The following is a 25,219-nucleotide window of genomic DNA, read 5'->3' on the forward strand; positions in this document are numbered from 1 at the left end:
ACGGGTCACAGGGCCTTGCCTTCCGTTCCTTCCGTGCTGGCCAGGATCTCCGCAAGGTGCACGGGGCGCACCGCGGAGCCCTGGCGGGCCAGCGTGCCACCGATGTGCAGCTGGCAGGAGTTGTCCACGGTGCACACCGCGTCGGCCCCGGTCGCGGTGATGGCGCGGGCCTTGTCGGTGCCCATGGCCGCCGACACGGCGGCGTTCTTCACGGCGAACGTGCCGCCGAAACCGCAACACTCCTCCGCCCCTTCCAACTCCAGCAGCCTCAACCCGCGCACCTTCCGCAGCAGGGTCAGCGGCCGGTCGCCGAGGCGTAACAGGCGCAGCCCGTGACAGGTGGGGTGGTAGGTGACGGTGTGCGGATAGTACGCACCCACATCGGTGACGCCGAGGACGTCCACCAAAAACTCCGTCAGCTCGTACGTGCGCGGCACCACGCTCGCCGCCGCATCGGCCAACCCCCTGCCGCGCCCCTCGGCCGCCGCCCGCGCCCCCAGCCGCGGGTAGTTGTCCCGCACCATGGCGGCGCAGGAGCCGGAGGGGACCACGATGTGGTCATAGCCGCGGAAGGTGTCGGCATAGCGGTGGGCCAGCGGTTCGGTCTCGCGCCGATATCCCGTGTTGTACTGCGGCTGGCCGCAGCAGGTCTGGGCGGCGGGAAAATCGACCTCGACTCCCAGGCGCTCCAGGAGGGTGACCACGGCCTGTCCGGTGCGGGGGTAGAGGGTGTCGTTGACGCAGGTGACGAACAGGGCGACGCGCACAACTGCTCCTTCCGGCCCACCCGGCCCCATGCGGTGCCGCGAGCCCGTCCGGCTCCCGCCACCGCCTCGGCCAGTGGCGCGGGCTGATCCCCGCCGGACGTCCCTGCCAGACGTCCCCGACGGGTGATCCATCGCGGTTCATCCTGCCGCAGGGGGTGGGCAGTGGGAAGTGTGGCGAGGCCGCGCCGCGGTGTTCACGTGTTTACGTCGCGCTGCGGCGGTGCCTACGTCGCGCTGCGACGGTGCCTACGTCGCGCTGCGACGGTGTTTACGGTCGCGCTGCGACGGCGAGGTCGCCCTGTGCTGGCGAGTGGCGCAGGCCCGGCCGCGGCCTGGTGCCGCCGCCGTCGCGGGCCGCGCGGGAGCGGGGGCGGGGGCGGTCCCTGCTCCGCTGTGCCGGGTTCGCGCCGAGGCGGTTGCCCCGTGTTCAAGCCGCGACCGGTGCCCCCTGGCGCAGCAGCCGATGGATCTCCCGGACGGCCGCGCCCCCCGCCCGGTTGGCGCCGATGGTGCTCGCGGAGGGGCCGTAGCCGACGAGGTGGACCCGCGCGTCGCGGACGGCCCTGGTGCCCTCCAGGGCGATGCCGCCGCCCGGCTCGCGCAGCCGCAGCGGCGCCAGCTGCTCGATGGCCGGGCGGAAGCCCGTCGCCCAAAGGATCACATCGGCCTCGATCGTCCGGCCGTCCGCCCACGCGACACCGCCCGGCGTGATCTCGTCGAACATGGGCAGCCGGTCCAGCACGCCCGCCGCCCGGGCCTGCTCCATCGCCTCGGTCATCGGCAGCCCCGTCACCGAGACCACGCTCTGCGGCGGTAGCCCTCGCCGTACTCGCTCTTCGACCAGCGCCACGGCCGCACGGCCCTGCTCCTCGCCGAACGGCCCAGCGCGAAACAGCGGCGGTCGGCGGGTCACCCAGGTGGTCGTCGCGGCGACCTCGGCGATTTCCAGCAGATGTTGCACCGCGGAGGTGCCGCCGCCCACCACGATCACCCGCTGCCCGGTGAACGCCCCGGGCCCCGGATAGCGTGCGGTGTGCAGTTGGCGGCCCGTGAACGTCTCCTGCCCCGGGTAGCGCGGCCACAACGGGCGGTCCCAGGTGCCGGTCGCGTTGATCACGGCACGGGCCGCCCAGGTGCCCGCCGACGTCTCGACCAGCAGTCGCCCCTCGCCCCCCTCGCGCACCGCGCTGACATCGACGGGGCGGCGTACCTGTAGTGCGAAGGCGCGCTCGTAACGGGCGAAGTACGCGCCGATCACCTCGGCCGAAGGCCGGGCGGGATCGGCCCCGGTCAACTCCATACCGGGCAGCGCGTGCATGCCGTGCACCTTGCCGTACGTCAAAGTAGGCCAGCGAAACTGCCAGGCGCCGCCCGGCGCGGGGGAGTGGTCGAGTACGACGAAGCCCGTACCCGGCTCGTACCCACGCCGCCGCAGGTGGTAGGCGCTGGAGAGGCCAGCCTGGCCGGCACCGATCACGGCGACCTCGATGGGTTGCGGCGAGCGCCCCCGCCCATCGCTCTCCGCCGTGAGCCCGGCGCCCGGGGCTGGGCTCGCGCCGGGGGCCGCGCCCGGATCGTCCTGCGTCCACTGCTCGCGCACCGCCTGGATGTTGTTCACGGTTGTACCAACTAAGGTCGGGTGGGAAAACTTCCCCGCGTCGCCCGAGGTCGCCGAGCCCGCCATATCGGCTGGTCACGGCCTCCCCGGTGCGCGCCGTGACCGGAGCCCACAGCAACCTCGCCGGGGCCGCCCCAAGGGCCGGAGCGCGCCTGCCGGGCAGAGCCCGTCCGGCCCCGCTGCGCTGGGCGAGGCCGGACGGAGCCACCGCTGCCCCTCACCGCCCCCCGGCGATCAGCAGCGGTGCGCCGCCCGGCGCGGACGCCGGGCGGCCGTTCGCGGCGGCCGACTGGGGGCGCGCAACCGGCGTGGGCTCAGCCAGCAGCCCGCGCGCCGCAAGCTCAGGCGTCACGCCCTCCCCGAACCAGTACGCCTCCTCCAGATGCGGATAGCCCGACAGTACGAAGTGGTCGATGCCAAGCGCGTGGTACTCCTCGATCCGATCGGCGACCTCCGCATGGCTGCCGACCAGCGCCGTGCCCGCACCGCCTCGCACCAAGCCCACCCCCGCCCACAGATTCGGCGAAATCTCCAGGCCGTCCCGCGAGCCACCGTGCAGCGCGAGCATCCGCTGCTGGCCCACCGACTCGCTGCGCCCGAGCGCCTGTTGGGCCGCGGCCACGGTGTCCGCGTCGAGGTCGCCAAGGAGCCGATTGGCGGTGGCCCACGCCTCCTTGGCCGAGTCTCGCGAGATCGTGTGCAGCCGAATACCGAACCGCACCTCGCGCCCCTCCTGCTCCGCGAGGCCCCTGATCCACTCGACCTTCTCCCGCACCTGCGCGGGCGGCTCGCCCCAGGTGAGGTAGACGTCCGTGTGCCGCGCGGCCACCGGACCCGCAGCCGCCGACGAGCCACCGAAGAAAATCTGCGGCAGCGGATCGGGCGGCAGCGCCGTCAGCCCGCCCTCGATCTGGTAGTGCTCGCCGGAGAAGTCGTACGGCTCACCGCGCCACGCGCCCCGGACGACGGAGAGGAACTCGGCCGTACGGGCGTACCGCTGGTCGTGGTCGAGATGGTCACCGAACCGGCGCTGCTCGGTGGAGTCGCCGCCGGTCACCACGTTGAGCAGCAGCCGCCCCCGGGTGATCCGCTGATAGGTGGCCGCCATCTGGGCAGCGAGCACCGGCGAGATGACTCCGGGCCGGAACGCGACCAGGAACTTCAGCCGTTCCGTGTGCTGCGCGAGGGCGACCGTCGTCAGCCACGCGTCCTCGCACCAGGTGCCGGTGGGCGTGAGCACGGCCTCGAAACGCAGTTGCTCGGCCGCCTTGGCGATCTGCACCAGGTAGTCGATGTCGGGGGCGCGTATCCCGCTCACCGGAGTGATGCGCGAGCGCCGCACGCCACCGTCGGTATAGGCGTGCCGATCCACCAGGGTGCGGCCGTCACCGCCGGTGGGCAGGAACCAGTGCAGGTGGAGGGACATCAGCGGCCCTTTCCGTAGGAGCGAGGTGCGGTGCTTGACGGTGGCAGCCCGGCGTTGAATCGGGTGTCCACGAAGTCGCCGAACACGAATCGGCGTGGTGTGAGGCCCAGTTCGGCGAAGGTGTCGGCGATCTTCTGCTCGGACGCGATGGCGGGCTTGTCCACGGCGACGGTGACCCGGGTGCCGTGCGAGCGGTGTACCGAATCCAGTGCCGTCTCGTAGGGCAACCCGGTCTCCTTGGCCCATACCTTGGCCCACTCCTGTGGGTGCGTGAACACCCAGTCCTGGGCACGGCGCAGCCGCCGCAGGTAGTCGGCGATGGCCCGGGACTTCTTTCCGTCACCGAGCGCGGAGGGGGAGGCGACCTGAAAGCTGAGGCCGTTGACCACGCCTTGTCCGGTGGTGAGCACCCGGGCATCGGCCTGCCGCAGCGCCTGCGAGGTGTACGGGTCCCAGATCGCCCAGGCGTCCACCTTGCCCCGGGTGAACGCGGCCAGCGCATCGGCCGGCTGAAGCAGGCTGACCTTGACGTCCTTGGTCGAGAGCCCGGCCTTGGCGAGTGAGGCGGTCAGTTGGTAGTGCGCGGAGCTGCCCTGGGCGACCGCGACCGACTTGCCCTTGAGGTCGGCGGTCGTACGCAGCGTGGAGTCCTTCTTGACCACGATTGCCTCGCCGTACGAGGAGCCGTGGGACGCAGCCACCGCCTTGATCTTGGACTTCGCGGCGGCGGCGAAGACCGGCGGGGTGTTGCCGACGCCACCGATGTCCACCGCCTTCGCGTTGACCGCCTCCAGGAGTGGCGGCCCGGAGGTGAAGGTGGACCAGCGGATCTTGTACGTGAGGTCGTCCAACTCTCCGGCGGCCCGCAGTACGGCCTCTGAACCGCCCTTTTGATCGCCGACGTTCAGCGTCACGGAGCCCTTGCCATCGGTGTTGCCCGAGCCGCCCGAGTCGTTCGCGGACGAGGCTCCCGAGCAGCCGGCGAGCAGCAGGGCGAGGGGAAGGAGGAGGGCCGGTAGGACCGGGGTGGTGCGCGCGCTCATCTCAGCGAATCCGTTCGTGTGGGGTGGCACGAGGCCGACCGAGCTCTTCTGGGGCGAGTGAGGTGCCCTGGGCAGATGCGGTGACTGAGGCGGATGCGATGACTGAGGTAGATGTGGCGACCGAGGCAGATGTGGCGACCGAGGCAGATGTGGTGACTCCCAATTGGTCCAAGAGCTCTGCCCGCAGTGCGGCGAATCCCGGATCAGCAAGGTCACGCGGCCTTGGCAACGCCACCGGCGTCTCGTACGCGATCACGCCGCCGTCCATGACCAACGCGCGGTCGGCCAGCAGCAGGGCCTCCTCGACGTCGTGTGTCACCAGCAGCACCGCGCAGCCACGCCGCTGCCACACGTCGGCGACGAGTCGCTGCGCGGTGATCCGAGTCAGCGCATCCAGCGCGCCGAACGGCTCGTCGAGCAGCAGCAGATCCGGCTCCCGCACCAGCGCCCGGGCCAACGATGCGCGCTGCGCCTCGCCGCCGGAGAGGGTCTTGGGCCAGGCGGTGGCTTGTTCGGTGAGCCCGACCTCGGCCAGCGCCCGTTCCGCGAGCGCACGCCCGGGGCGCCCGGGGAGGCCGAGCAGCACGTTGTGCCACACCCGCTTCCACGGCATCAGCCGAGGTGCCTGAAAGGCGACGGCCCGGCGCCGTGGGACCAGCACCCGGCCCTCGATCTCCCGGTCGAGCCCGGCCAGTACCCGCAGCAGTGTGGACTTGCCGCAGCCGCTGCGGCCGAGCAGGGCCACGAACTCGCCCGGCCTGACGGTGAGATGGAGATCGTCGATGACCCGCCGACCGTCGAAGGAGCGCGTCAGCCCTGCGACCTCGATGGCGGCTGCATCGGCGTCCTGATCGGTGGTTGTGGTTGTGGTTGTGGTTGTGGTGGTTGTGGTGGTTGTGGCGGTGGCGGCGGGGGTCTGGGGGCTCGGCTTGCCGTGGGGAGCGGTTGTGGCGGTTGTGGCCTGGTTGGCAGCCGTCTTCCCGATGGGGACTATGCGCCCGTGAACGTCGGTCGCCATTGCAGCAGCAGCCTTTCCAAAGTGCGGACGATGAAGTCGGCGAGTAGTCCAAGGACCGCGTAGACGAGCAGGCAGACCACGATCACGTCGGTTTGGAAGAATTCCCGTGCCCGGTTGAGCAGGAAGCCGATGCCCTCGTCGGCGTTGATCGTTTCGCCGAAGACCAGCGCCAGCCATGCGGTGGCCAGCGAGTACCGCAGCCCGGTCATGGCACCGGGCAGTGCGCCCGGCAGGACCACGTGCCGGACCAGGCCCCACCGACCTAGCCCGAGCGCGGTTCCGGCCTCGATGAGTTGGGCGTCCACGCCGCGAATGCCCGCGTAGACGTTGAGGTACAGGTGGAAGGCGACGCCGAGGGCGATCAGCGCGATCTTGGGGGCCTCGCCGATGCCGAGCCAGATGATGAACAGCGGAATCATGCCGACCCAGGGAATGCTGCGCAGCATGTGCACGGTGGCGTCGATCAGGTCCTCGCCGAGCCGGGAAAGCCCGGAGATGAGGGCCAGCGTGATGCCGATGACGCCGCCGAGTGCGAGGCCGATGAGGACGCGCTGCACCGATACGGCCATGGCACCGGGCAGGGTCCCGTCCTGGGTCAGGTCGGCCGTGGTACGGGCGATGGTGCCGGGTGAGGCGAGGGTGTCGGGGCTGAGGGCCCCGGTTGCGCTGCATATCTGCCAGAGCGCGAGAAGAAAGACGGGGCCGATGGCACGGCGCAGCCAACGCGGCACGGCGCGGCGGCGTGTGGACAGCGGAATGACCGGTTCGAGGACCGGAGGCATGGGGGCTCCACGGAAGTGGGTAGGCCGGGGCGCCTGAGACGCGTACGGACGCGGAGCGCGCACGGGTGCCCAGGCGAGCGGCGGGGAAGGGCGTGGCTCGACAGCGCGTACCGCACGACGCCGGGCGCCGGGTTACGGACGGACCCACACGCGGCGTAGCACACGACGCGCGCCGTAGCCCACGAAACCTTGGGACCGGGCGGTACCAGCTGTCAGCCCGAGAGGGCAATCAGCGCGAGAGCGAAAGAGGCGTCAGCGGGCGTGGCGACACGCGGCGGATACCACCCGGAGCAGGTCGATGTGACCGCGCGTGGTGAGCAGGGCTGACATAGACATGCCCATGAACGTAGCGACGGGTTCCGTTCGAGGTCAACGTCCGTCTCGTCTGCCGGACCTTTGTTGCGATCGCTTTACGGGCGTACGTACCGGCGCGCGCTGGCGGGGCAGGGGCGCGAGGGGTGGGGGAGCCGGGGAGGGGCGGCGGGTTTTCTCTCGCGGCGTGACTGTTTGGGCCGTGACTGTTTGGTATCCGCGGGGAGCGGTTACCCGGACGATCCGGACAGCGTCGCCGGGCGGTGGCCAGCGGTAGTGCTGGTTGTCCAGCACTACCCAGCAGTGCGCGGGAAGCCCAAGGAGGCCCCCGAGCCCGAGCACCAGACCGCAGCACGGCCCGTACGAGCACTGAATACCAGCTCCGACTACCAGCCCCGAGTAAGCCGGAAGAGGCCCGAACGAAGCTGAAACACAGCATGACCAGCCTCAAACAGCCCGAAGAAGCCTGAAGAAGCCTGAAGAGGAGGACCCATGAGTGGTGAGTCCGCAAATGCCGGCACCGAGCGCGTGCAGCAGACCGGGCAGGCGGCCAAGGACGAGGCGTCGGCGGCGGCCGGGCACGCCAAGCGGGCCGCTGGCGACGTGGCGGGTACCGCCGCGCAGCAGGCCAGGACCGTGACGGACGAGGCCAAACAGCAGGCAGGTGCGGCGGTCCACGACCTCAAGGGGCGCGTCGCCGAAGAGGCGGAGGGCCAGGCCGATCGCATGGCGCACACGCTGCGGCAGTGGTCGGATGACCTGGCCGAACTCGCACGCAATGCGTCCGATGAGTCCCCCGCCCGAAGCGTGGTGGCCCAGGCCGCGGACGGTGGCCGTCGCGCCGCCGACTATCTGGACCGACAGGGCGTGAGTGGCCTGGTCGATGATCTCCAGGGCCTCGCCAGGCGGCGGCCGGGGGCGTTTTTGGGCGGCGCTGTACTGGCCGGAGTGGTCGTCGGCAGGCTCGCGAAGGCGGGCAGCGGCTCGAACGGCTCGGCCGCCAGCACCGGAAACGGTGGCGTACGGGGTGCCGGTCAGGGCACCGCGGACGGGCGGGCGTCGGCCACAGCAGGGCGCGGTCTGCCCCAGGACGGGCAGGCCCTGCCGCAGGACTCCGCATACCCGGACCTGCTCGGATACCCGGAGAGGTGACATGTCTATTTCCACTTCTGGTGCTACTTCCTCCCGCGGTCTCACCCGGCCGCCGGAGGGTCCACCGCCGAGCTCCGACGGCCACGACCCGTACCAGCCCCTCCCGTACGCGTCCGCTTCCTTCCGTCGTGAGCGGGACAGGTCACTCGGTGAGCTGATGTCCGAGGTCACCTCGGACATGCAGCAACTTCTCCGCCAAGAGGTGGAGTTGGCGAAGGCCGAGGTGCGGGAGGAGGCCACCAAGGCGGGCAAGGCCGCGGGCATGTTCGGCGGCGCTGGATTCGCCGGCTACATGGTCGTGGTGCTGCTGTCGCTGACGGCGGTGTTCGCACTGGCCAACGTGATGGACCTGGCCTGGGCCGCGCTCATCGTCACCGCTATCTGGGCGGTGGTGGCAGCGGTGCTGTTCATGCGGGGCCGCTCTCAGATGCGCAACGTATCGCCGAAACCGGAACACACCATGGAGACGCTCAAGGAGGACGCGCGATGGGCACGTCACCCGATCGGATAAGGGCCGACATCGAAACCACCCGGGCCAAGCTGTCCGCGGATCTCGATCAGCTGGCTGACCGCACCAGCCCGCGCCGGATGGCGCACCGCCGCGGGCGGCGGATGCGTAACTCGGTATCCGGGATGCGCGAACGGGTCATGGGCACCGCCTCGCACACCACGAGCAAGGCCGGAGACCGCACCCAGGAGGCGGCGGAACGGGCCCAGCAGGCGGCAGGATCGGCGCGGGAGAGCGCGGGCCAGGCGGCGGATACCGCCAAGCACGCGGCCGGCCAGGCCAGCGAAGCAGTCCGCCAGGCCCCCGAACAGGCGGTGGCCCAAACCCAGGGCAATCCGCTGGCGGCCGGTCTGATCGCGTTCGGCGCCGGGCTGCTCGTTGCCTCGTTGGCCCCCGCTTCGCGAGCCGAAGAGCAGGCCGCGGCCCAGCTCTCGGAGCACGCCAGCGGCGTCATCGAGCCGGTCAAGCAGGCCGCCACCGAGTCCGCCCAGCACCTCAAGGAGGACGCCACCAACACGGCCAAGCGCGCCGCCGATGAGGTCAAGGGGACGGCGACCGGGGCAGCCCGCACCACCCAGGCACAGGCGCGCGAACGAGCGGGCGACGTCACCGAGCACGCCCGCCGCTCGGGCGCGAACGTGGCCGACGAGGCCCGCGGGAGCGACGGAGCGTCGTAACAGCGGCGGCGGTCCCCAGACAAGCGCGAGCGCCGCCCCATACCCTGCGGCGGCGCGGAACGGAGCTGGTGAGCAACCATGGCGTTGCACAAGGCAGGACCGAAGCGGCGGCATACGTCGGAGCCGGCCAGGCCGGAGTACGACGCGCCGCAGCGGGGCGCCTCCGTGGCCGGGAGCCCCGGGGGCGGGGCGGAAGGCGCGCCCCCGGCGGCTCGCGAGCGGGCGCAGCCTGCGCAGGAGGACGGGCAAGGGGCCCAGCGGCGGGGTGAGGAACCCGCACAGCAGGGCGGCCAACCGGCGGGGGAGCGGCACGGGCAGCAGCCCGCAACGGCGCCGACCAAGTTGCCCAAACGGTCCTGGGGCGCGGTGTTCAAGCGCACGGTGCGGGAGTTCAAGGACGACAACCTCAGCGACTGGGCCGCGGCCCTGACGTACTACGGCATACTGTCGATCTTCCCGGCCATGATCGCTCTGCTGTCGATCGTGGGGCTGCTAGGCACCTCGCAGGTCAACTCGCTGATCGACAATGTGCGCGACCTCGCGCCTGGCGCCGTCCAGGACACCCTCGTCAGCATGCTGGAGCAGATGCGGGACAACCAGGGCAAGGCGGGGATCGCGCTTGCCATCGGTGTCCTGGTCGCCCTGTGGTCGGCCTCGGGCTACATCGCCGCATTCATGCGTGCGTCGAACGCCGTGTACGACATCGGCGAGGGGCGCCCCGTATGGAAGACGCTGCCCACCCGCTTCGCCATCACCCTTGTCGTGGTCGTGCTGCTCGCGGCCCTGGCGGTCGGCGTGGTGTTCACCGGCACGCTGGCCAAGAAGGCCGGTGATGTCATCGGCGTGGGCGGCACGGCCATCACGGTGTGGAACATCGCCAAGTGGCCCGTGATGCTGCTGCTGTTCAGCGTGATCGTCGCCCTGCTGTACTGGGCGGCCCCCAACGTCAAGCGCAGCTTGCGCTGGGTCAGCCCCGGCAGTGTCCTGGCGATCATCATCTGGATCGTCGCGTCCGCCGCCTTCGCGGTGTACGTGGCCAACTTCGGCAGCTACAACAAGACGTACGGAAGCCTCGCGGCGATCGTCATCTTCCTGGTGTGGCTGTGGATCTCCAACCTCGCGATCCTGTTGGGCCTGGAATTCAACGCGGAACTGGAACGCAGCCGAGCCATCCAAAACGGCCATCCGCCCACCGAGGAGCCCTACGTCGAACCACGCGACACCCGCAAGCTCTGACCTGCGTAGGCGTTGGACGCCGCCACTGCCAACTGCGGCTCCCGGCCGGTGAGGTGAAGTATCCCCGTGCGTGGCACCGTCAGGCCGGTGTCACGCACCGGCCGGGCCCGCCACATGCGCCGCTCGCCGGGGGCCGCGCGGCAGATCACAGCGGTGCGGCCGGTCGAAGCCGGACATCCGGGTGTGGCCGTGCGCCGTGACGAGGCCACACCCGGTCCGGGCCGCACGTCAGGATGGGACCATGAGCGCATCGTTTTCCACCCGGGTACTCGACATCACCACCGGCTCCCAGGAGACGGTCACTGATCTGACGTCTGAGTGCGCCGACTTCCTCCGGCAAGCAGCCGCCCACCGCGACGGCCTGCTGAACATCTTCGTCCCACACGCGACGGCCGGCGTGGCCATCTTGGAGACCGGCGCGGGCAGCGACGAGGACCTGTTGACCATCCTGCGCGACCTCCTCCCGGCCGACAACCGCTGGCGCCACCGCCACGGCACCCCTGGCCACGGCCGCGACCACGTGCTCCCTGCCCTGGTGGCACCCCACGCGACGTTGCCGGTCGTGGGCGGTGAACTGGCGCTGGGAACGTGGCAGTCGGTGTGTTTGGTGGATACGAACGTTGATAACGCCAACCGTCAGGTGCGGCTGAGCTTCCTGGGTGGGTGAGTCGCTTCGGTGGAACTGCGGGGACAACGCCTGCCTGATCGTGCAAGCGCCCCACCACAGCGGGCAGCATGGCGAGCGGAGTCTCCTTCCCCGCTGCACTTTCCTGCCTGGCCGTAACACGAGTTCTCGTACCGGGAAGCTGGGACTCACCGTCTGGAGCGCGCCGGCCTCGTCTCAACGCGGCCCCGCGCCCACCAGCGCGTGGATCACACCGACAGCGTCCAAGCCCTGGCGGCGACGAACGGCGGCGTGTGTCTCCCACTTCTGGGGGTCATCTCGTCCATGACGGCCATGTGGCACCGCCATGCGACCCGCCACAGACCGGCCCCCTCGGACCCCCGGCAGGGACCATCGGCCCATGGGGCTGGCGGTGGGGCGGCAGGAGGCTGGTGCCGAGGGGCAGCAGGCGTGGGCAGTGGGCCCGCGAACCGCTCGGGCTCCTCGTGCCGGTCTCGATGATGGAGGACACCATGACGCAGTCGGAAGCCACGTCTCGCAGGGGCGGCGCAGGGCCCGACGGTGTCGGAGGGCCCTCCGACACCGTCATCGCCATAGACGGCTTGGTGGCTCAGGCGACGAAGGCCCTGGCTGACTTCGAGTCCCTGACCCAGGAGCAGGTGGACCACATCGTGGCCAAGGCTTCGGTGGCCGCGCTCGACCGGCACACGGACCTGGCCCGGCTGGCCGTGGAGGAGACCGGTCGCGGGGTGTTCGAGGACAAGGCGGTGAAGAACATGTTCGCCTGCGAGCACGTGACGCACAGCATGGCGCAGACGAAGACCGTTGGAGTCATCGCCCGTGACGACATCGACGGTGTGGTGCAGATCGCCGAGCCCGTCGGCGTGGTGTGCGCGGTCACCCCGGTCACCAACCCGACGTCCACGACCGTCTTCAAGGCGCTGCTGGGCCTCAAGACCCGCAACCCGGTGGTCTTCGCCTTCCACCCCTCCGCCCAGCGGTGCAGCGCCGAGGCCGCGCGGATCATCCGTGACGCGGCGGTGGCGGCCGGCGCCCCCAAGCACTGCGTTCAGTGGATCGAGGAACCCTCCATCGAGGCGACGGGCCTGCTGATGCGTCATGCGGGCGTCGCGTTGATTCTCGCTACCGGCGGCAACGGCATGGTCAAGGCGGCCTATTCGGCGGGCAAGCCGGCGGTTGGTGTTGGCGCCGGCAACGTACCCGCCTATATGCACCGCAGCGCGGACCTGCGCAGGGCCGTCAACGACCTAGTGCTGTCCAAGTCCTTCGACAACGGCATGATCTGCGCGTCGGAGCAGGCGGTCATCCTCGACCACAGCGTGTACGACGCGGCCCTGGCGGAGTTCCGCACGCTACATGCCCACGTCGCGGCGCCCGAGGAGAAGCGGAAGTTGGAGGCGTACCTCTTCCCGGCCCCGGGGGCGGGGCAGGAGCCCAAGGTCAATGCCGAGGCCGTCGGGCAGAGTGCGGCGTGGATCGCCGAGCGGGCCGGCTTCGCCGTCCCCCGTGACACCTCCTTGCTGCTCGTCGAAGCGGACAGTGTGGGGCCGCAGGAGCCGCTCACGCGGGAGAAGTTGTGCCCGGTCCTGGCCGTGCTGCGCGCGGGCACCACCGACCAGGGGTTCCAGCGGGCGGCCGAGATGGTGGCCTTCCACGGCCAGGGGCACAGCGCTGTCATCCACACCGGGGACCCGAGCCTCGCCGAGGAGTACGGGCGTCGGATGAAGACGGTGCGCGTCATCGTGAACGCACCCTCCTCGCAGGGCGCTATCGGCGGCATCTACAACCGCCTGCTGCCGTCGTTGACGCTGGGCTGTGGCTCTTGGGGCAGCACGTCGGTGTCTGACAACGTCTCCACCGCCCAACTGTTGAACATCAAGCGCGTGACGACCCGCAGGAACAACATGCAGTGGTTCAAGGTCCCCCCGAAGATCTACTTCGAGCCCCACTCGATCCGATACCTGACCGCTATGCCGGACGTCCACCGCGTCACCATCGTGACCGACGCAACCATGACCCGCCTGGGGTACGTGGACCGTGTCAACCGCGTCCTGCAACGCCGTGACCAGCCGGTGACCGTGCAGGTCCTCGACGACGTGCAGCCGGAGCCGAGCATCGACTCGGTCCAGCGCGGGGCCGCGATGATGCGGGACTTCCGCCCCGACACGATCATCGCCCTGGGTGGGGGCTCGCCGATGGACGCGGCCAAGGTGATGTGGCTGCTGTACGAGCAGCCGGACATCGACTTCTCCGACATGCGGCAGAAGTTCTCCGATATCCGCAAGCGCGCCTTCCGTTTCCCGGCGCTGGGTGAGCGCGCCCGGCTGGTGTGCGTGCCGACCACCTCGGGCACCGGGGCCGAGGTCACGCCGTTCGCGGTGATCTCCGACCCGGCCACGGGCAAGAAGTACCCGTTGGCCGACTACGCGCTGACGCCGAGCGTGGCCATCATCGACCCGTTGCTGACGGCGGAACTGCCCCCGGCGCTCGCCGCCGACAGCGGGTTCGACGCCCTGACCCACGCCACCGAGGCGTACGTGTCGGTCTACGCCAACGACTACACCGACGGCCTGGCCCTGCACGCCATCAAGCTGATCTTCGAGAACCTGACCGCGGCCGTGCACCAACGGGACACTCGGCCCGAGGCCCGCGAGAAGATGCACAACGCGGGAACCATCGCGGGCATGGCCTTCGGCAACGCCTTCCTCGGCATCGTGCACGCCATGTCGCACACTCTGGGAGCCACCTTCCACATCGCCCACGGGCGCACCAACGCGATCCTGTTGCCGCACGTCATCCGCTACAACGGCACGATTCCGGCCAAGCTGTCCGGTTGGCCGAAGTACGAGAGCTACCGGGGGCCCGAGCGCTTTCAGGACATCGCACGTGCCCTCGGACTCCAGGCCGCGACGCCCGCCGAGGGCGTCGAGTCCTACGCCGTCGCCATCGAGCGCCTGCGGGATGCGGTAGGCATCGAACCGTCCTTCCGCGCCGCGGGCGTTGATGAGTCCGCCTTCGTCAGCGCCCTGCCCCAGCAGGCCCTGGCCGCCTATGAGGACCAGTGCGCCCCCGCCAACCCACGCATGCCCATGCTCGACGACATGCAGGCCCTCATGCTCGCCGCCTATGACGCCGCACCAGGCCAGCCGTCCACATAGCCCGGCACGGAGGCGGCCGTCCTTCCGCCCAGGTTGGGGGCGGTGTTCACCAGAACGCCGCCCCCAACACGCGTGTGTCTCACCGCGGTATCCAGCCCCTGCGCTGCGCTCGGCGACTGGCGCTCAGCCGCGCACCGTACCGTGAGCGCGTACGGGGTCGAGCACCGACGAAGGAGAAGCCGGTGAGCGAGGGGCTATCGCACATGCCGCAGATGCGGCTGGACGAACTGTTGGAGGAGTTGCAGGCACGTATCAATACGGTGCGCGGCACCCGGGACCGGGTGCACAGCCTGCTGGAGGCCGTGGTCTCGGTGGGCCGGGAGCTGGACCTGACGCAGGTGCTGCGACGCATCGTGGAGGCCGCGGCGCTGCTCGTCGATGCCCAGTACGCAGCCCTCGGGGTGATCGGACCCGACGGCCGGACCCTGTCGCAGTTCCTGACCGTCGGGCTGACCGAGCCGGAGATCGCTGAGATCGGTCCGTTGCCCGCCGGGCACGGACTGTTGGGCGAACTCATCCACAACCCCGAGTCGTTGCGGCTCACCGACTTGTCCCAACACGTCTCCTCGTACGGCTTCCCCGCCCACCATCCCCCGATGCGCACCTTCCTCGGGGTGCCGATCCGCATTCGGGACGAGGTGTTCGGCAACCTCTACCTGACGGACAAGCGCGGCGGCGCGTCCTTCGACGCCGAGGACGAGACCGTGATCTCCACCCTGTCGGTGGCGGCCGGCGTCGCGATCGACAACGCCCGGCTCTATGAGGGAGCGCAGCGGCAGCAACGGTGGCTCCAGACCAACACGGAGATCACCAGCAGCCTGCTGTCGGGCAGTAGCCGGGTGGAGGTGCTGGGGCTGATCGGGCACCGGGCCCGGGAGATCACCAACGCCGAGTTGGCGGACGTGTGCGTTCCGGTCACCGGCACGGACGAGCTCGTCGTGGAGCTGGCCAGCGGCGCGGACAGCGACGTGCGCCGGGGGCTGGTGATGTCGGTGGAGGGAACGCTGTCGGGCGCTGCCTACCAGTCGGGTACGCCGGTGACCTCGTCCAGCATCGCAACCGACGAGCGCTTCACGGCCGGCCCGCGACGGTTCGACGGGCTGGGGCCCGCAGTCGCCGTGCCGCTGGGGTCCACGGCGGGGAAGAGACGAGGTGTGCTCCTGTTGGCCCGTGCCACCGGCGAGCCGGTCTTCACCGACGACGAGCTCCGCCCCCTTCTCGGCTTCGCCGATCAGGCCGCCCTGGCCCTGGAACTGGCCGAGCACCGGCGGGACGCCGAGCAGCTCACCTTGCTCGAAGACCGTGACCGGATCGCCCGCGATCTGCACGACCTGGCGATCCAACGGCTGTTCGCGACGGGCATGACGCTCCAGAGCGCCGGGCGGTTCATCCAGCACACCGGAGCCGCCGATCGGGTGGCACGGGCCGTGGACGACCTGGACGAGACCATCAAGATCATTCGTTCGACGATCTTCGCTCTGCGGGCACGCGACGACGCGGACGCGCCGACGCTGCGGGCGCGGGTGGCCCGAGCGGTGGGCGAGGCGGCGAGTTCGTTGGGGTTCCCGCCGCGGCTCAGCATGGAGGGGCTGCTGGACACCGACGTGCCCGCGGAGCTGGCCGACCACGTCATGGCGGTCCTCAACGAGGCCCTGAGCAATGCCGCCCGGCATGCGCGGGCGACGCGCCTGGAGGTGGCCCTCCAGGCCACCGGCAAGGAGGTGGTGTTGGCGGTGACCGACAACGGTGTGGGTATTCCGAGCGACGGCCGGCGCAGCGGTCTGGAGAACCTCGCCGAGCGGGCACGCGGCGCGGGCGGGACCTTCGAGGCGCTCGCGCCGCCGGAGGGCGGCAGCCAACTGGTGTGGCGGGCCCCGCTGCGTGAAGAGGAGTAGCCGGGGACGGGCCTGGCTCAGGGTATTCCGGCGTTGGGAACCTGCGAGGCGTCAGCCGCCAGCAGCCTGAAGCCGGTGATGAGATCGGGCCGGATGCGCACCGCGTACGGCATGGGCTCCGGCGCCCAGGGGTGGAGCACCCGGAGGTAGTGGGCCAACTCTTCCTCGTCGGTGACGAGGGTGGCGTATCCGGTGACGATGACGCTCCAGCCCAGGTGCGTGACCGGATCGATGGTGTCGGTCTCGTAGGCGACCATCACATCGGGTGCGCCGGGAGGGGCCGTCACCGCGGACAGCGTCGCGCCGGGGTGGGTGCGGATGATGACGTTGTCGCCGTCCACCAGGTGGTTGACCGGCCGCACGGCGGGCAGGGCGTGCTGGGTGAAGACGATGCGGCCCACGGAAACGGAGCCGAGCAGCCGAAGCGCCTCGCCCCGCTCCACGGCTGCCATGCGCCGTGCCAACGGGTGCCGGGGCCCCGTCAGGGTTTGCTGCTGGGCGTGCTCGCTCATGTCGCCTGCCTCTCGCCCGGCCCGGCTGCGGCCGGCCATCACTGCTACGTCCAGCATCGGTGTCGGTCAGCGCTCGGGACGAGGGCCGGATGGGCCCTGTTTGTCCCGCGGTCTGGGGCCGGACGCCCTCGTGCCGTACCGGCCTACTGGAAGTGGCAGGTGACGATGCGGTCGAGGCCCAGGGTGCGGAAGACGCGCGCTGGCCCCGGAGTGATGGCCCGCAGACCGAGACATGTGCCCACGGACTCGCACCGCCGGTGCAGGCGCACGAACAGCGCGACCCCGGAGCTGTCGCAGAAGGGAACGCCCGACAGGTCGAGCGTGACCTCTTCTTCTTCGCCGCGCAGCACCAACGTCGTCAGGACGGGTTCGATGCGGGTGACGGTGTGCAGGTCGAGCTCGCCGGTGAGGCGGACGACGGGAGTGCTCTTGCCGGGCGCTCGGGCCGCCGACACGATCGATGGGGCGGTCATGGGCTTGTCTCCTCGGCAGGGAACGTGTGGCGGGGCGTGTCGCATCCCCTAAGTAATGCCCCCAGCCCATCAGAGGCAGCACGGGCCCGGGAGGCCCGCCCGCCCCTGGCACGGGGCCGAAGGTCCCTATCACGGCGGGATGTTCGGCGGCTTTCGTGCGCCGAAGCTCGGCCACCGGCGCGCCGGGGTCTCGAAGCGGGCGCGCACCGATGTACCCGGTGCGGGCGGGGCGCGCCGCGGCGCAGACTGTAAAGAGGGCCGACCGGCCCTATGCCGCCCGGCCCTGGCGCGGAATCATGCGGAAGCCCGCTGGTGCGGACCGGTTAGAGCGATACGGAGTGTGTGATGACGGAAAGCACGTCTGGTGGCGACGCGCGGACACCGATCGGTGTCTTCCTGCTCGATGACCACGAGGTGGTACGGCGCGGAGTGCGGGACCTCCTGGACGCTGAGCCCGACATGACGGTGCTCGGGGAGGCGGGCACCGCCGAGCAGGCCCTGGTGCGCATTCCGGCCCTGCGCCCGCAGGTGGCCGTGCTGGACGTTCGGCTGCCGGACGGTGACGGCGTCAGCGTCTGCCGTGAACTGCGCTCCCGCATGCCTGACTTGACCTGCTTGATGCTGACCTCCTTCGACGATGAGGAGGCGCTGCTGGATGCGATCATGGCGGGGGCCTCCGGATACGTCCTGAAGCAGATCAGCGGCACCGACCTGATCAGCGCGGTCCGCACCGTGGCCGCCGGCCAGTCGATGCTCGATTCCGGGGCGGCCACCCGACTCATGGCGCGGCTGCGGGGCGGGGCCGACGCCGAGAAGCAACAGCAGGGGCTGCCCGATCTGACCGAGCGCGAGCGTGAGGTCCTGGACCTGGTGGGGGAGGGGCTGACGAACCGGGAGATCGGCAAGCGCCTGTTCCTCGCGGAGAAGACGGTCAAAAACAACATCTCCCGACTCCTGGCCAAGCTCGGGGTGGAACGCCGGGTACAGGCAGCGGTCATCGCGACCGAGGTCCGGGCCGCTCGCGGGCAGCAGGCCGGGGGCCGGCCAGTGGAGGAGCGCGGCTCGTACCACCGCTGAGTGGACCGGCCGGGCCGGGCCCTGCGTGTCGCGCGGTGCGCACCGGTCGCGTCTACCGCAGTGGCCGCGTGGCGGGGTGGGGCAGGATGCCGAAGCTGGCCCGCCCACCCCGCCGCGTGGTGTGCGGCTCACCCGTGCGGCACGACCGCCACGGGGCACGGCGCGTGGTGCAGTACGGCGTGGGCGACCGAGCCGATGCGCGTGCCGACTGGGGAGCGGCGGGTGCGGCGACCGATCACCACCAGGTCGGCAGTGGAGGCGGCCGAGAGCAAGGCGCGGCCCGCGCTGCCCAACTCCACGTGCGCGACCACCGGAACGTCGGGATAGCGCTCCCGCCACGGCGCCAGGACCTCGGTCAGCTCCTTCTCCTCCCACGGCTGTAGCCCCTCGGCCCCGACCACGAACTCCGCTGTCCGCCGGCCCGCTTGCCAACAGCATCGCCCCAGGTCACAACAGAGACTGAGGGCCCTTTGGGCCGCGTCCGGCCGCCGACCGGCCCGCGTTCCGCCGCCGTTACGGACCTGGGGGAGTCGGCAACACGACTCGCGGCGGGCACGGTTGGCCGCCCGTACAGCACCTGTGGCCCCCACCGGGCGGGCGAGCGACTACGAGGCTGGAGGCCCGACTGCCCACCGCAGAGCGCGGCGTATGACACAGCACGTCGTATGAGGAGGCACGCCTGTGTTCCCTATGCTCTCCGTTGGCGCGACGGGCCGCCCGCGAGCTCGACCGCCGCCCGCTTGGCCGCGCGCGAGGCGCAGCGCGCCGTGCTCTCCCACTGCGCTTGGTGTACGTCATGAACCGCCGGGGGCGCGGCCCCCGGCAGGGCCAGCCGACTGGTGTCCTCTATCCCGCCCCATCGCGCGCACACCACGACAAGTGACCGTTGAACTCCGCTCCGCCCACCCCGACTTGTCCATCTCGGCAGTGGTGGGGGTATTCGGTAGCCCGGCCACCGTGCTGGACCTGACTGCCGAGCAGCCGGACATGCTGGTGCTCGGCTCGTAAACGGGGCTTGACCGGATGGGCCGTCAGGCCGCCTGGGCAAGCCACAGGTCGGGCCCGAACACCTCGTAGTGGATGTCGCGTGCGGCCACGCCACGGCCGAGGAGCTGACCGCGGACGGCGCGCATGAAGGGCAGCGGCCCGCACAGGAACACCACCGCGTCGGCGGGTACGTCCACCCCATCGAGGTCCATGAAGCCGCCGCGTGCCTCGGGGACGTCCGCGGCGCACCGCTCGTACCAATAGGTGGCGCGCGCGTCAGGGAGTTGGGCGACCGCCTGCGCCATGTCCGCGCGCAGCGCGTGAGCTGGGAGTGACCTGTCCGCATGGAGCACCACGACCTGCCGATAGGAGGTGGTGGCGGCCAGTTGCCTGAGTATGCCGACCATCGGGGTGCAGCCGATGCCTGCGGACACCAACACCACGGGCCGGTCGGACTCGTCCAGGGTGACCTCCCCGAACGGAGCGGAGAGCGCCAGGTGGTCTCCCGTGCGCACGTGGTCGTGCAGGAAGGCGGAGACCTCGCCGTCCGGAGCGTCGTCACCGCGCAGGCGCTTGACCGTGATGCGCCATGTGGCGTCGCCGGGCGCCGAGGTGAGGCTGTACTGGCGCAACTGGTGCACGCCGTCAGGCATGCGCACCCGCACGCTCACGTACTGGCCCGCGCGTGCCGCCGGTGCCAACCCCCCGTCGCTGGGCCGTAGGAGGAAGGACACCGTGTCAGGGGTCTCCTCGTGGCGTTCGGTCACCGTCCACCGTCGCCAGGGCGCCTCCGGCTGGACCTGCGCCTCCCAGTACAGGCGCGCTTCCAAGGCGATGAGGGCTCCAGCCAGCAGCCAGTAGACCTCGTCCCAGGCCGCCGCGACCTCGGGGGTGACTGCCTCACCCAGCACTTCGGCTATCGCGGCGAAGAGGTACTTGTGGACCAGGGTGTACTGCTCGGGGGTGACGCCGACCGCGGCGTGCTTGTGCGCGATACGGGCGAGGAGCGCGTCGGGGCGTACATCCGGTTGTTCGAGCAGCGCACCGGCGAAGGCGGCGATGGACCCGGCCAGAGCCTGCCGCTGAACTCCGCTGGCCTGGTTCCCCCGGTTGAACAGGCCGTCCAGCAACTCGGGTCGGTCGGCGAACATGGTGGCGTAAAAACGCGTGGTGATCGCGTCCAGGGCCCCGCCGACGGTGGGCAGAGTGGCTCGGATCACCGACGCGGATTCGGTGGAAAGCATGGGTCTCCTCGGTGGAGTTGTGTAGAGGGGGGAAGATGCCAAGCTGGCGGCGTCAGGACGTGTACGGACTGCCTCGGCGCAGCCAGCGGCGTTTCAGCAACTGGCTGGCGTGACTTGTCGAGCCGAACCGGTCCTTCTGGTAGCGCCACGCGTGCCCGGCGGCGCCACGGCTCTTCCACCCCCTGACCGGCAGCAGGCGAGCTCGCGGCGCCGCGGTGCGCTCCGTCTGTCAGAGGTCGGCCCCGCTGCCGTAGGGCCCGTACAGGTCAAGAAGCCGCCGGCGACTGGAGCGCAGCCGGCCGCCGATGATGCCGGCGACGTAGAGCGCGACCGCCTGCCCGAGCACCGGGTCATCGGCGCAGAGCGCGCGCACCTGGGCCGCGTCGTACTCGTCGGCTTGTACGGCGCTGAGCGCGGTGGCACCGAGGTGCCAGGTGCGCGGCGGGATCAGCCACGACCAGCCGAGCAGGGCGCCGGCGCCGAGTGACTGGACGGCGGCTGCTTGGCGGCCGGGGACGTGGACGTCGAGAGCCACGTTGCCGATGCGGATGACCCAGAAGCGGTCGGTAGAGCCACCCTCGTTGAAGATGCGGGCTCCGGCCTCGTATGTCACCTCGTGGGACAGGGCCGCGAGCGCCTCGCGCCGATCCTCCGGAAGGGCTTCGAGCAGGCCGTTTCTCGTCAGCATGGTGGGGTGTCCTTTCCTTCTGCGCCTCGCGGTGCGGAGGCATGGATATCTAGGGGGAGCACGGATGCCGTGGGGGTTGTGGTCGAGGGCGGACCACCGCCGCCTGCGGTGGGGGCTTCGCGCCGCGGTTGTCGGAGGCCGTGCGTGGCCGGTGGCGCGCACGGCCTCCCTCGGACGGCGACGGGTTAGAGCTTGCGCATCCAGTCGTCCGCGACGCCGTGTAGCGTCCGGTCGTCGAGTCGCAGGTGCGAGTCGTCGGTGCGATAGGTCAGGTGGTTCACGACGGCGAGTACGCCGTCGATCTGGCCGGTCATCCGGACCGCGATGTCGATCTCGCTCTTCTTCTCCATCCGCCCTTCGAGCTTGACGATGCCGTCGGCGACGCCGACCCGGATGTTCTGGGGAGCGAGCCACAACGTACCGACCAGCACCTCGTCGACCACCTCGGTGCGCAGTTCCGCGTCCGGTCGGAGGAAGACACCCAACAGGTCGTGCCGCGTCACGATGCCGACCAGTCGGTTGTCCTCGTCCGTCACCGGCAGTCGCTTGACGCGGTGGTGGGCCATGGTCCGTGCCGCCTCGACGACGGTCTCCTGGGGGTGCACACACACGGCGGGTCGTGACATGAGGTCCCTGGCCGTCATCGCGCGTGCCGTCCCAGCGGCCTCCCGCGCGGCCCGCGCCCGTGCGGTCAGGGCCGGCAGCCAGCGCCGGGGGTGGGTGGCGCGGTCCGACTGGCGGCGCATGAGGTCGCTTTCCGAGACGACTCCGATGACCCGGTCGTCGGCGTCCACGACCGGCAGGCCACTGATGCGGTGTCGGGCGAGGAGTTCGGCCACCTCCCGTAACGTCGCCTTCTTTTGTACGCGGACGACGTCGCCGGTCATCACATGACCGATCTTGCGGTGTTTCATGGTGTTCTCCTCATCGCGTTGTTGGGGCTGGGCCTCGTTCAGCGCAGTTGCCGCAGGAAGGGGTCACGGGCCTGGCGGGGCAGTAGCCGTACGCGCATGTCCAGCGCGGTGACGCAGTCGGGGGTGGCCAGCACTGGGTTGAGGTCGATCTCCGCGAGCTGCGGCAGGTCGCAGGCGAGCTGGGACAGGCCGACTAGTAGCCGTTCGAGCCCCGCGATATCGACGGCCCCGCCGCCCCCGTAGCCGAACAGCAGCGGTGCGCAGCGCGGCCCTGTGATCAGGTCCTGGACGTCCTGGTCGGTCAGCGGGGCGAGTCGGGCCGCGTGGTCGGCGAGCAATTCGGTGGCCGTCCCCCCGTGCCCGAAGAGCACCAGGGGCCCGAACACCTCGTCCTGCACCACCCCGGCGAACAGCTCCAAGCCCCGGTCGGCCATGGGCTGGACGAGCACTCCGCTGAGCACGCCCTGGAAGCGGCCGGCCAGATCGCGGTACGCCATCCGCACCGCGCTCTCGCCGGCCAGGTCGAGCAGTACGGCCCCCTGCTTGCTCTTGTGCACCAGGCCGGGCCAGTGCGCCTTGAGGACGACACGACCGCCTTCGGCGGCGAGGCGCGCCGCCGCGGCAACAGCCTCGTCCTCGCTGCCGGCCCAGGCCCAGGGCAGGTGGGGGATGCCGTAGCAGTCGAGCAGTTCGGCACATTCCGCAGGGCTCAGCCAGCCACCCGAACGCCCCTCGTCCGGCTGCTCGTCGAGGAAGGACGCGGTGATCCGCTCGGCCGTCGTCAGGTCGGTGACGGTCGGTGCGAGCACCTTGCCCGGTGGTCGCGCCAGCCATCGCGCCCGCCGAACGGCGTGGGCCAAGGCATGTGCGGCCGATCGGGGGTCGGCGTACGCGGGGACCCGCCCGCCCTCAGCCACCGGCAGCAGGCGTACGGCGGCCTCCTGCTCGGGAAGGACCACGGCCAGCGTCAAGGGGTGGCGGTCGGCGGCATCAGTGAGTGCCCGCAGCGGATCATCGCCGGTGGCCGCCGCCAGCGCGGTAGGCACCAGGACCACCACGACGGCATCGACTGCCCGGGACGCGCACAGCCGGTCGAGGCAGTCACCCAACTCCGCGGCGCCCACTGTCGCGGTGGTGTCGATCGGGTTGCTCAGCCGCGCCCCCTCGGGGAGTGCGGAGGCGAGGTCGGTGATCAGCTTGGCGGGCAGTTCGGGGACGGTGAGACCCGCCTCGACGCAGGCGTCAGCGGCTAGGACACCCGCTCCACCGGCGTTGCTGACGATGGCGACCCTCCCGCTGGGGGAGCGCGGCAGCCCCTCGCCGGCGCCGGGCAGCGGCTGTGCGTGCAGCAGGGCCACGGTGTCCAGCAGCTCGCTCACGGACCGGGTGGCGATCACACCGGCCTGGGTGAACAGTGCCTGCCGCGTCATGGTGGGCGTCGCCGCCGCGGCGGTGTGCGACGCTGCGGCCCTGCGCCCGGCCTCGGAGCGGCCCGCGTCCACGGTCAGCACCGGCATGCGGCGGCTGAGTCGGCGGGCGGTGCGGGAGAACGCGCGGGGATTGCCGAACGACTCCAGGTGCAGCACCGCGAGGTCGGTGACGCCGTCCTCCTCCCACCACTGGAGCATGTCGTTGCCGCTGACGTCGTACTTGTCACCGAGTGAGGCGAAGGTGGAGACGCCGATGCCCAGCCGGGACAGCCCGCTGAGCAGGGCGATGCCCACGCCGCCAGACTGCACGGCGACGCCGGCGGTGCCCGGCAAGGGCCGGCGTGCGGCGAAGGTCGCGTCCATCCGCGCCGCGGCGTCCGTGTTGGCCAGGCCCAGGCAGTTGGGGCCCACGAGCCGCATCCCGAACTGCCGACAGGTGCTCAGCAGTTCGGCCGCCTGTCGCTTGTCGAGACCGGCGGTGAGGACGAGGAGAGCTCGCGCCCCCGAGCGCCCGCACTCCTCGGCGCACGTGGTGACGGCCGCAGCGGGGACGGTCACTACGACGAGGTCGATCGGGTGCGGCAGGCTCGTCACATCGGGATAGACCGGGGTGTGTTCGATGCTGTGCGCATGCGGATTGACGGCGTACAGGCGGCCGGTGAACCCGGCCCTACGCATGTTCTTCAACACTGCGCGGCCCACGGACGTCGGCTTGCGGCCCGCTCCGACGACGGCGATGGACCGCGGGCGCAGCAGCGGCTGCAAACTGGCTGCGTCCGCGGTCCTGCCGCGCTGCTCGACCGCCGTCAGGTAGCCCTCGTCCTCGTTCAGGGGGATGGTGCAGTGCACCTCTCCCTCGGCGAGCCTCCGCGATACCCGCAGGCCAAGGTCGGCGAAGACCCGCAGCATGGCGTGGTTGTCGGCGAGCGTCACGGCGGTGAACTGTCGGACACCGTCCTCGCGCGCCGCGTGAACCAGGTGTTCGAGCAGCAACGTGCCGACGCCCTGGTGGTGGAAGTCGTCGGCGACCGTCACGGCGACCTCGGCCGATCCGGGGTCGGCTCCGGTCGCGTACTCGGCGACGCCGACGATGTGTTCCCGGCTGTCGAGGAAGGCGACCAGCGTCCGGTGGCCTGGGCGCTGCGGTGCGCAGGCCCGGTCCGCGGCCGGAGCCGCCGGCTGCCCGCCTGCCGAGAAGAAACGCAAGCGCACGTTCTCCGATGACATCTCTTCGTGCAGTCGCAGCACCATGGCGTGGTCTTCCGGGTGGGCTGCCCGTATCTCGATGGTCCTGCCGTCGGTGAGGAGCGCGTGGGCCTGCGGTGCGTACGTCGTAGCGGACATTGACCGGCCTCCGTTCGGGGTCTGCACTCAGCCTGGGCCGGCTTCGATCCGGGCTCCATGGGCTGACCGGGACCGTAAGAGGGGCCGTTCGTCCCGGGCGGGCGGGACGCGTGGGGCCAACGGCGTGCGCCGCGCTCCCGGCCGACGCCGACTTGGTTCTGGCGGCCCCGGTACCGGCTCCGGGCGCGACCGGTCGCTGCGGTACGCAACGGCCCCCCACATCGGGACGTTCGGCCCCCACGTGTGGACCGTCAGGGGCCCGTTTCCACGCCGCGGGCGCCGGCACTCTGATGAGGCACACGCAACCGGCGT

Annotated in this window: 22 protein-coding genes and 1 pseudogene; 9 read left to right on the forward strand and 14 right to left on the reverse strand. The window is 70.9% G+C overall.

What is annotated here, in order from left to right; translation table 11 throughout:
- Window positions 1-5: 5 nt before the first annotated feature.
- The 6 genes from FHS42_RS26205 to FHS42_RS26230 all read right to left on the reverse strand — a co-directional run bounded on the left by FHS42_RS26205 (window position 6) and on the right by FHS42_RS26230 (window position 6,654).
- Window positions 6-767, reverse strand: a complete 762-nt coding sequence (locus FHS42_RS26205; RefSeq protein WP_184576109.1) for a (Fe-S)-binding protein — start codon at window positions 765-767, stop codon at window positions 6-8.
- A gap of 427 nt (window positions 768-1,194) precedes the next feature.
- Window positions 1,195-2,256 carry an NAD(P)-binding domain-containing protein gene (locus FHS42_RS26210; protein ID WP_184576308.1) on the reverse strand — a complete coding sequence of 354 codons (1,062 nt, stop codon included), beginning with the start codon at window positions 2,254-2,256 and terminating at the stop codon, window positions 1,195-1,197.
- A 346-nt stretch (window positions 2,257-2,602) separates the two neighbouring features.
- On the reverse strand, window positions 2,603-3,811 hold the full coding sequence (locus tag FHS42_RS26215; RefSeq protein ID WP_184576111.1) for an LLM class flavin-dependent oxidoreductase: 1,209 nt from the start codon (window positions 3,809-3,811) through the stop codon (window positions 2,603-2,605).
- A complete protein-coding gene (locus FHS42_RS26220; protein WP_184576113.1) occupies window positions 3,811-4,854 on the reverse strand; it encodes an ABC transporter substrate-binding protein in 1,044 nt (347 codons plus the stop codon). Before FHS42_RS26220 ends, FHS42_RS26215 begins: the two co-directional genes overlap by 1 nt.
- 1 nt (window position 4,855) lies before the next feature.
- Entirely contained in the window at window positions 4,856-5,872 is a 1,017-nt protein-coding gene (locus tag FHS42_RS26225) for an ABC transporter ATP-binding protein (protein ID WP_246495431.1), read from the reverse strand.
- Entirely contained in the window at window positions 5,845-6,654 is an 810-nt protein-coding gene (locus FHS42_RS26230; protein WP_184576115.1) for an ABC transporter permease, read from the reverse strand. Before FHS42_RS26230 ends, FHS42_RS26225 begins: the two co-directional genes overlap by 28 nt.
- Window positions 6,655-7,458: 804 nt before the next feature.
- Between FHS42_RS26230 and FHS42_RS26235 the strand changes: the two genes are divergently transcribed.
- The 7 genes from FHS42_RS26235 (at window position 7,459) to FHS42_RS26265 (ending at window position 16,238) form a co-directional block, all read left to right on the forward strand.
- Entirely contained in the window at window positions 7,459-8,118 is a 660-nt protein-coding gene (locus FHS42_RS26235; RefSeq protein WP_184576117.1) for a hypothetical protein, read from the forward strand.
- 1 nt (window position 8,119) lies between these two features.
- A complete protein-coding gene (locus FHS42_RS26240) occupies window positions 8,120-8,629 on the forward strand; it encodes a phage holin family protein (RefSeq protein WP_184576119.1) in 510 nt (169 codons plus the stop codon).
- Window positions 8,605-9,303, forward strand: coding sequence for a DUF3618 domain-containing protein (locus tag FHS42_RS26245; protein ID WP_184576121.1), 699 nt, complete (start codon window positions 8,605-8,607; stop codon window positions 9,301-9,303). The genes FHS42_RS26240 and FHS42_RS26245 overlap by 25 nt, the downstream gene beginning before the upstream one ends.
- Before the next feature lie 78 nt (window positions 9,304-9,381).
- The gene (locus FHS42_RS26250) at window positions 9,382-10,539 is read left to right on the forward strand and encodes a YihY/virulence factor BrkB family protein (protein WP_184576123.1); all 1,158 of its coding nucleotides are present in this window, start codon (window positions 9,382-9,384) and stop codon (window positions 10,537-10,539) included.
- A gap of 241 nt (window positions 10,540-10,780) precedes the next feature.
- Entirely contained in the window at window positions 10,781-11,206 is a 426-nt protein-coding gene (locus FHS42_RS26255) for a secondary thiamine-phosphate synthase enzyme YjbQ (protein ID WP_184576125.1), read from the forward strand.
- 470 nt (window positions 11,207-11,676) lie between these two features.
- A complete protein-coding gene (gene adhE / locus FHS42_RS26260) occupies window positions 11,677-14,343 on the forward strand; it encodes a bifunctional acetaldehyde-CoA/alcohol dehydrogenase (protein ID WP_184576127.1) in 2,667 nt (888 codons plus the stop codon).
- Between the two features lie 203 nt (window positions 14,344-14,546).
- Window positions 14,547-16,238 (forward strand): sensor histidine kinase, encoded by a 1,692-nt coding sequence (locus FHS42_RS26265; RefSeq protein WP_246495450.1) that lies wholly within the window; start codon window positions 14,547-14,549, stop codon window positions 16,236-16,238.
- A 17-nt stretch (window positions 16,239-16,255) separates the two neighbouring features.
- On the opposite strand, the gene FHS42_RS26270 is transcribed toward FHS42_RS26265, so the two are convergent.
- On the reverse strand, window positions 16,256-16,750 hold the full coding sequence (locus tag FHS42_RS26270) for a pyridoxamine 5'-phosphate oxidase family protein (protein ID WP_184576129.1): 495 nt from the start codon (window positions 16,748-16,750) through the stop codon (window positions 16,256-16,258).
- Between the two features lie 143 nt (window positions 16,751-16,893).
- A complete protein-coding gene (locus FHS42_RS26275; RefSeq protein WP_184576131.1) occupies window positions 16,894-17,223 on the reverse strand; it encodes an STAS domain-containing protein in 330 nt (109 codons plus the stop codon).
- A gap of 345 nt (window positions 17,224-17,568) precedes the next feature.
- Between FHS42_RS26275 and FHS42_RS26280 the strand changes: the two genes are divergently transcribed.
- Window positions 17,569-18,300 carry a response regulator gene (locus FHS42_RS26280; RefSeq protein WP_184576133.1) on the forward strand — a complete coding sequence of 244 codons (732 nt, stop codon included), beginning with the start codon at window positions 17,569-17,571 and terminating at the stop codon, window positions 18,298-18,300.
- Window positions 18,301-18,428: 128 nt separating this feature from the next.
- Here the strand turns inward: FHS42_RS26280 and FHS42_RS26285 are convergent.
- A pseudogene (locus FHS42_RS26285) lies at window positions 18,429-18,692 on the reverse strand (universal stress protein); the annotation flags it as partial.
- A gap of 487 nt (window positions 18,693-19,179) precedes the next feature.
- On the opposite strand from FHS42_RS26285, the gene FHS42_RS38300 reads away from it, so the two are divergent.
- Entirely contained in the window at window positions 19,180-19,308 is a 129-nt protein-coding gene (locus tag FHS42_RS38300) for a hypothetical protein (protein ID WP_281392869.1), read from the forward strand.
- Between the two features lie 23 nt (window positions 19,309-19,331).
- Here the strand turns inward: FHS42_RS38300 and FHS42_RS26290 are convergent, their stop codons facing one another.
- The 5 genes from FHS42_RS26290 to FHS42_RS26310 all read right to left on the reverse strand — a co-directional run bounded on the left by FHS42_RS26290 (window position 19,332) and on the right by FHS42_RS26310 (window position 24,907).
- Window positions 19,332-20,531, reverse strand: a complete 1,200-nt coding sequence (locus FHS42_RS26290; protein WP_184576137.1) for a globin domain-containing protein — start codon at window positions 20,529-20,531, stop codon at window positions 19,332-19,334.
- Between the two features lie 52 nt (window positions 20,532-20,583).
- Window positions 20,584-20,727, reverse strand: a complete 144-nt coding sequence (locus FHS42_RS26295; RefSeq protein WP_184576314.1) for a respiratory nitrate reductase subunit gamma — start codon at window positions 20,725-20,727, stop codon at window positions 20,584-20,586.
- 33 nt (window positions 20,728-20,760) lie between these two features.
- Window positions 20,761-21,219 (reverse strand): cyclic nucleotide-binding domain-containing protein, encoded by a 459-nt coding sequence (locus FHS42_RS26300; protein ID WP_184576139.1) that lies wholly within the window; start codon window positions 21,217-21,219, stop codon window positions 20,761-20,763.
- 185 nt (window positions 21,220-21,404) lie between these two features.
- Window positions 21,405-22,133: a CBS domain-containing protein gene (locus FHS42_RS26305; protein WP_184576141.1), complete on the reverse strand. Its 729-nt coding sequence runs from the start codon at window positions 22,131-22,133 to the stop codon at window positions 21,405-21,407.
- 38 nt (window positions 22,134-22,171) lie between these two features.
- The gene (locus FHS42_RS26310; RefSeq protein WP_184576143.1) at window positions 22,172-24,907 is read right to left on the reverse strand and encodes a bifunctional acetate--CoA ligase family protein/GNAT family N-acetyltransferase; all 2,736 of its coding nucleotides are present in this window, start codon (window positions 24,905-24,907) and stop codon (window positions 22,172-22,174) included.
- Window positions 24,908-25,219 lie beyond the last annotated feature (312 nt).

Source organism: Streptomyces zagrosensis (genome assembly GCF_014203645.1).
Lineage (GTDB): Bacteria > Actinomycetota > Actinomycetes > Streptomycetales > Streptomycetaceae > Streptomyces > Streptomyces zagrosensis.

Coding starts and splice junctions, on each gene's coding strand:
- FHS42_RS26270 (WP_184576129.1), bottom strand. CDS start 16,750: ATGAGCGAGCACGCCCAGCAGCAAACCCTGACGGGGCCCCGGCACCCG.
- adhE (WP_184576127.1), top strand. CDS start 11,677: ATGACGCAGTCGGAAGCCACGTCTCGCAGGGGCGGCGCAGGGCCCGAC.
- FHS42_RS26225 (WP_246495431.1), bottom strand. CDS start 5,872: ATGGCGACCGACGTTCACGGGCGCATAGTCCCCATCGGGAAGACGGCT.
- FHS42_RS26230 (WP_184576115.1), bottom strand. CDS start 6,654: ATGCCTCCGGTCCTCGAACCGGTCATTCCGCTGTCCACACGCCGCCGC.
- FHS42_RS26215 (WP_184576111.1), bottom strand. CDS start 3,811: ATGTCCCTCCACCTGCACTGGTTCCTGCCCACCGGCGGTGACGGCCGC.
- FHS42_RS26235 (WP_184576117.1), top strand. CDS start 7,459: ATGAGTGGTGAGTCCGCAAATGCCGGCACCGAGCGCGTGCAGCAGACC.
- FHS42_RS26305 (WP_184576141.1), bottom strand. CDS start 22,133: ATGAAACACCGCAAGATCGGTCATGTGATGACCGGCGACGTCGTCCGC.
- FHS42_RS26280 (WP_184576133.1), top strand. CDS start 17,569: ATGACGGAAAGCACGTCTGGTGGCGACGCGCGGACACCGATCGGTGTC.
- FHS42_RS26240 (WP_184576119.1), top strand. CDS start 8,120: ATGTCTATTTCCACTTCTGGTGCTACTTCCTCCCGCGGTCTCACCCGG.
- FHS42_RS26250 (WP_184576123.1), top strand. CDS start 9,382: ATGGCGTTGCACAAGGCAGGACCGAAGCGGCGGCATACGTCGGAGCCG.
- FHS42_RS26255 (WP_184576125.1), top strand. CDS start 10,781: ATGAGCGCATCGTTTTCCACCCGGGTACTCGACATCACCACCGGCTCC.
- FHS42_RS26220 (WP_184576113.1), bottom strand. CDS start 4,854: ATGAGCGCGCGCACCACCCCGGTCCTACCGGCCCTCCTCCTTCCCCTC.
- FHS42_RS26310 (WP_184576143.1), bottom strand. CDS start 24,907: ATGTCCGCTACGACGTACGCACCGCAGGCCCACGCGCTCCTCACCGAC.
- FHS42_RS26290 (WP_184576137.1), bottom strand. CDS start 20,531: ATGCTTTCCACCGAATCCGCGTCGGTGATCCGAGCCACTCTGCCCACC.
- FHS42_RS26245 (WP_184576121.1), top strand. CDS start 8,605: ATGGGCACGTCACCCGATCGGATAAGGGCCGACATCGAAACCACCCGG.
- FHS42_RS26265 (WP_246495450.1), top strand. CDS start 14,547: ATGCCGCAGATGCGGCTGGACGAACTGTTGGAGGAGTTGCAGGCACGT.
- FHS42_RS26275 (WP_184576131.1), bottom strand. CDS start 17,223: ATGACCGCCCCATCGATCGTGTCGGCGGCCCGAGCGCCCGGCAAGAGC.
- FHS42_RS26300 (WP_184576139.1), bottom strand. CDS start 21,219: ATGCTGACGAGAAACGGCCTGCTCGAAGCCCTTCCGGAGGATCGGCGC.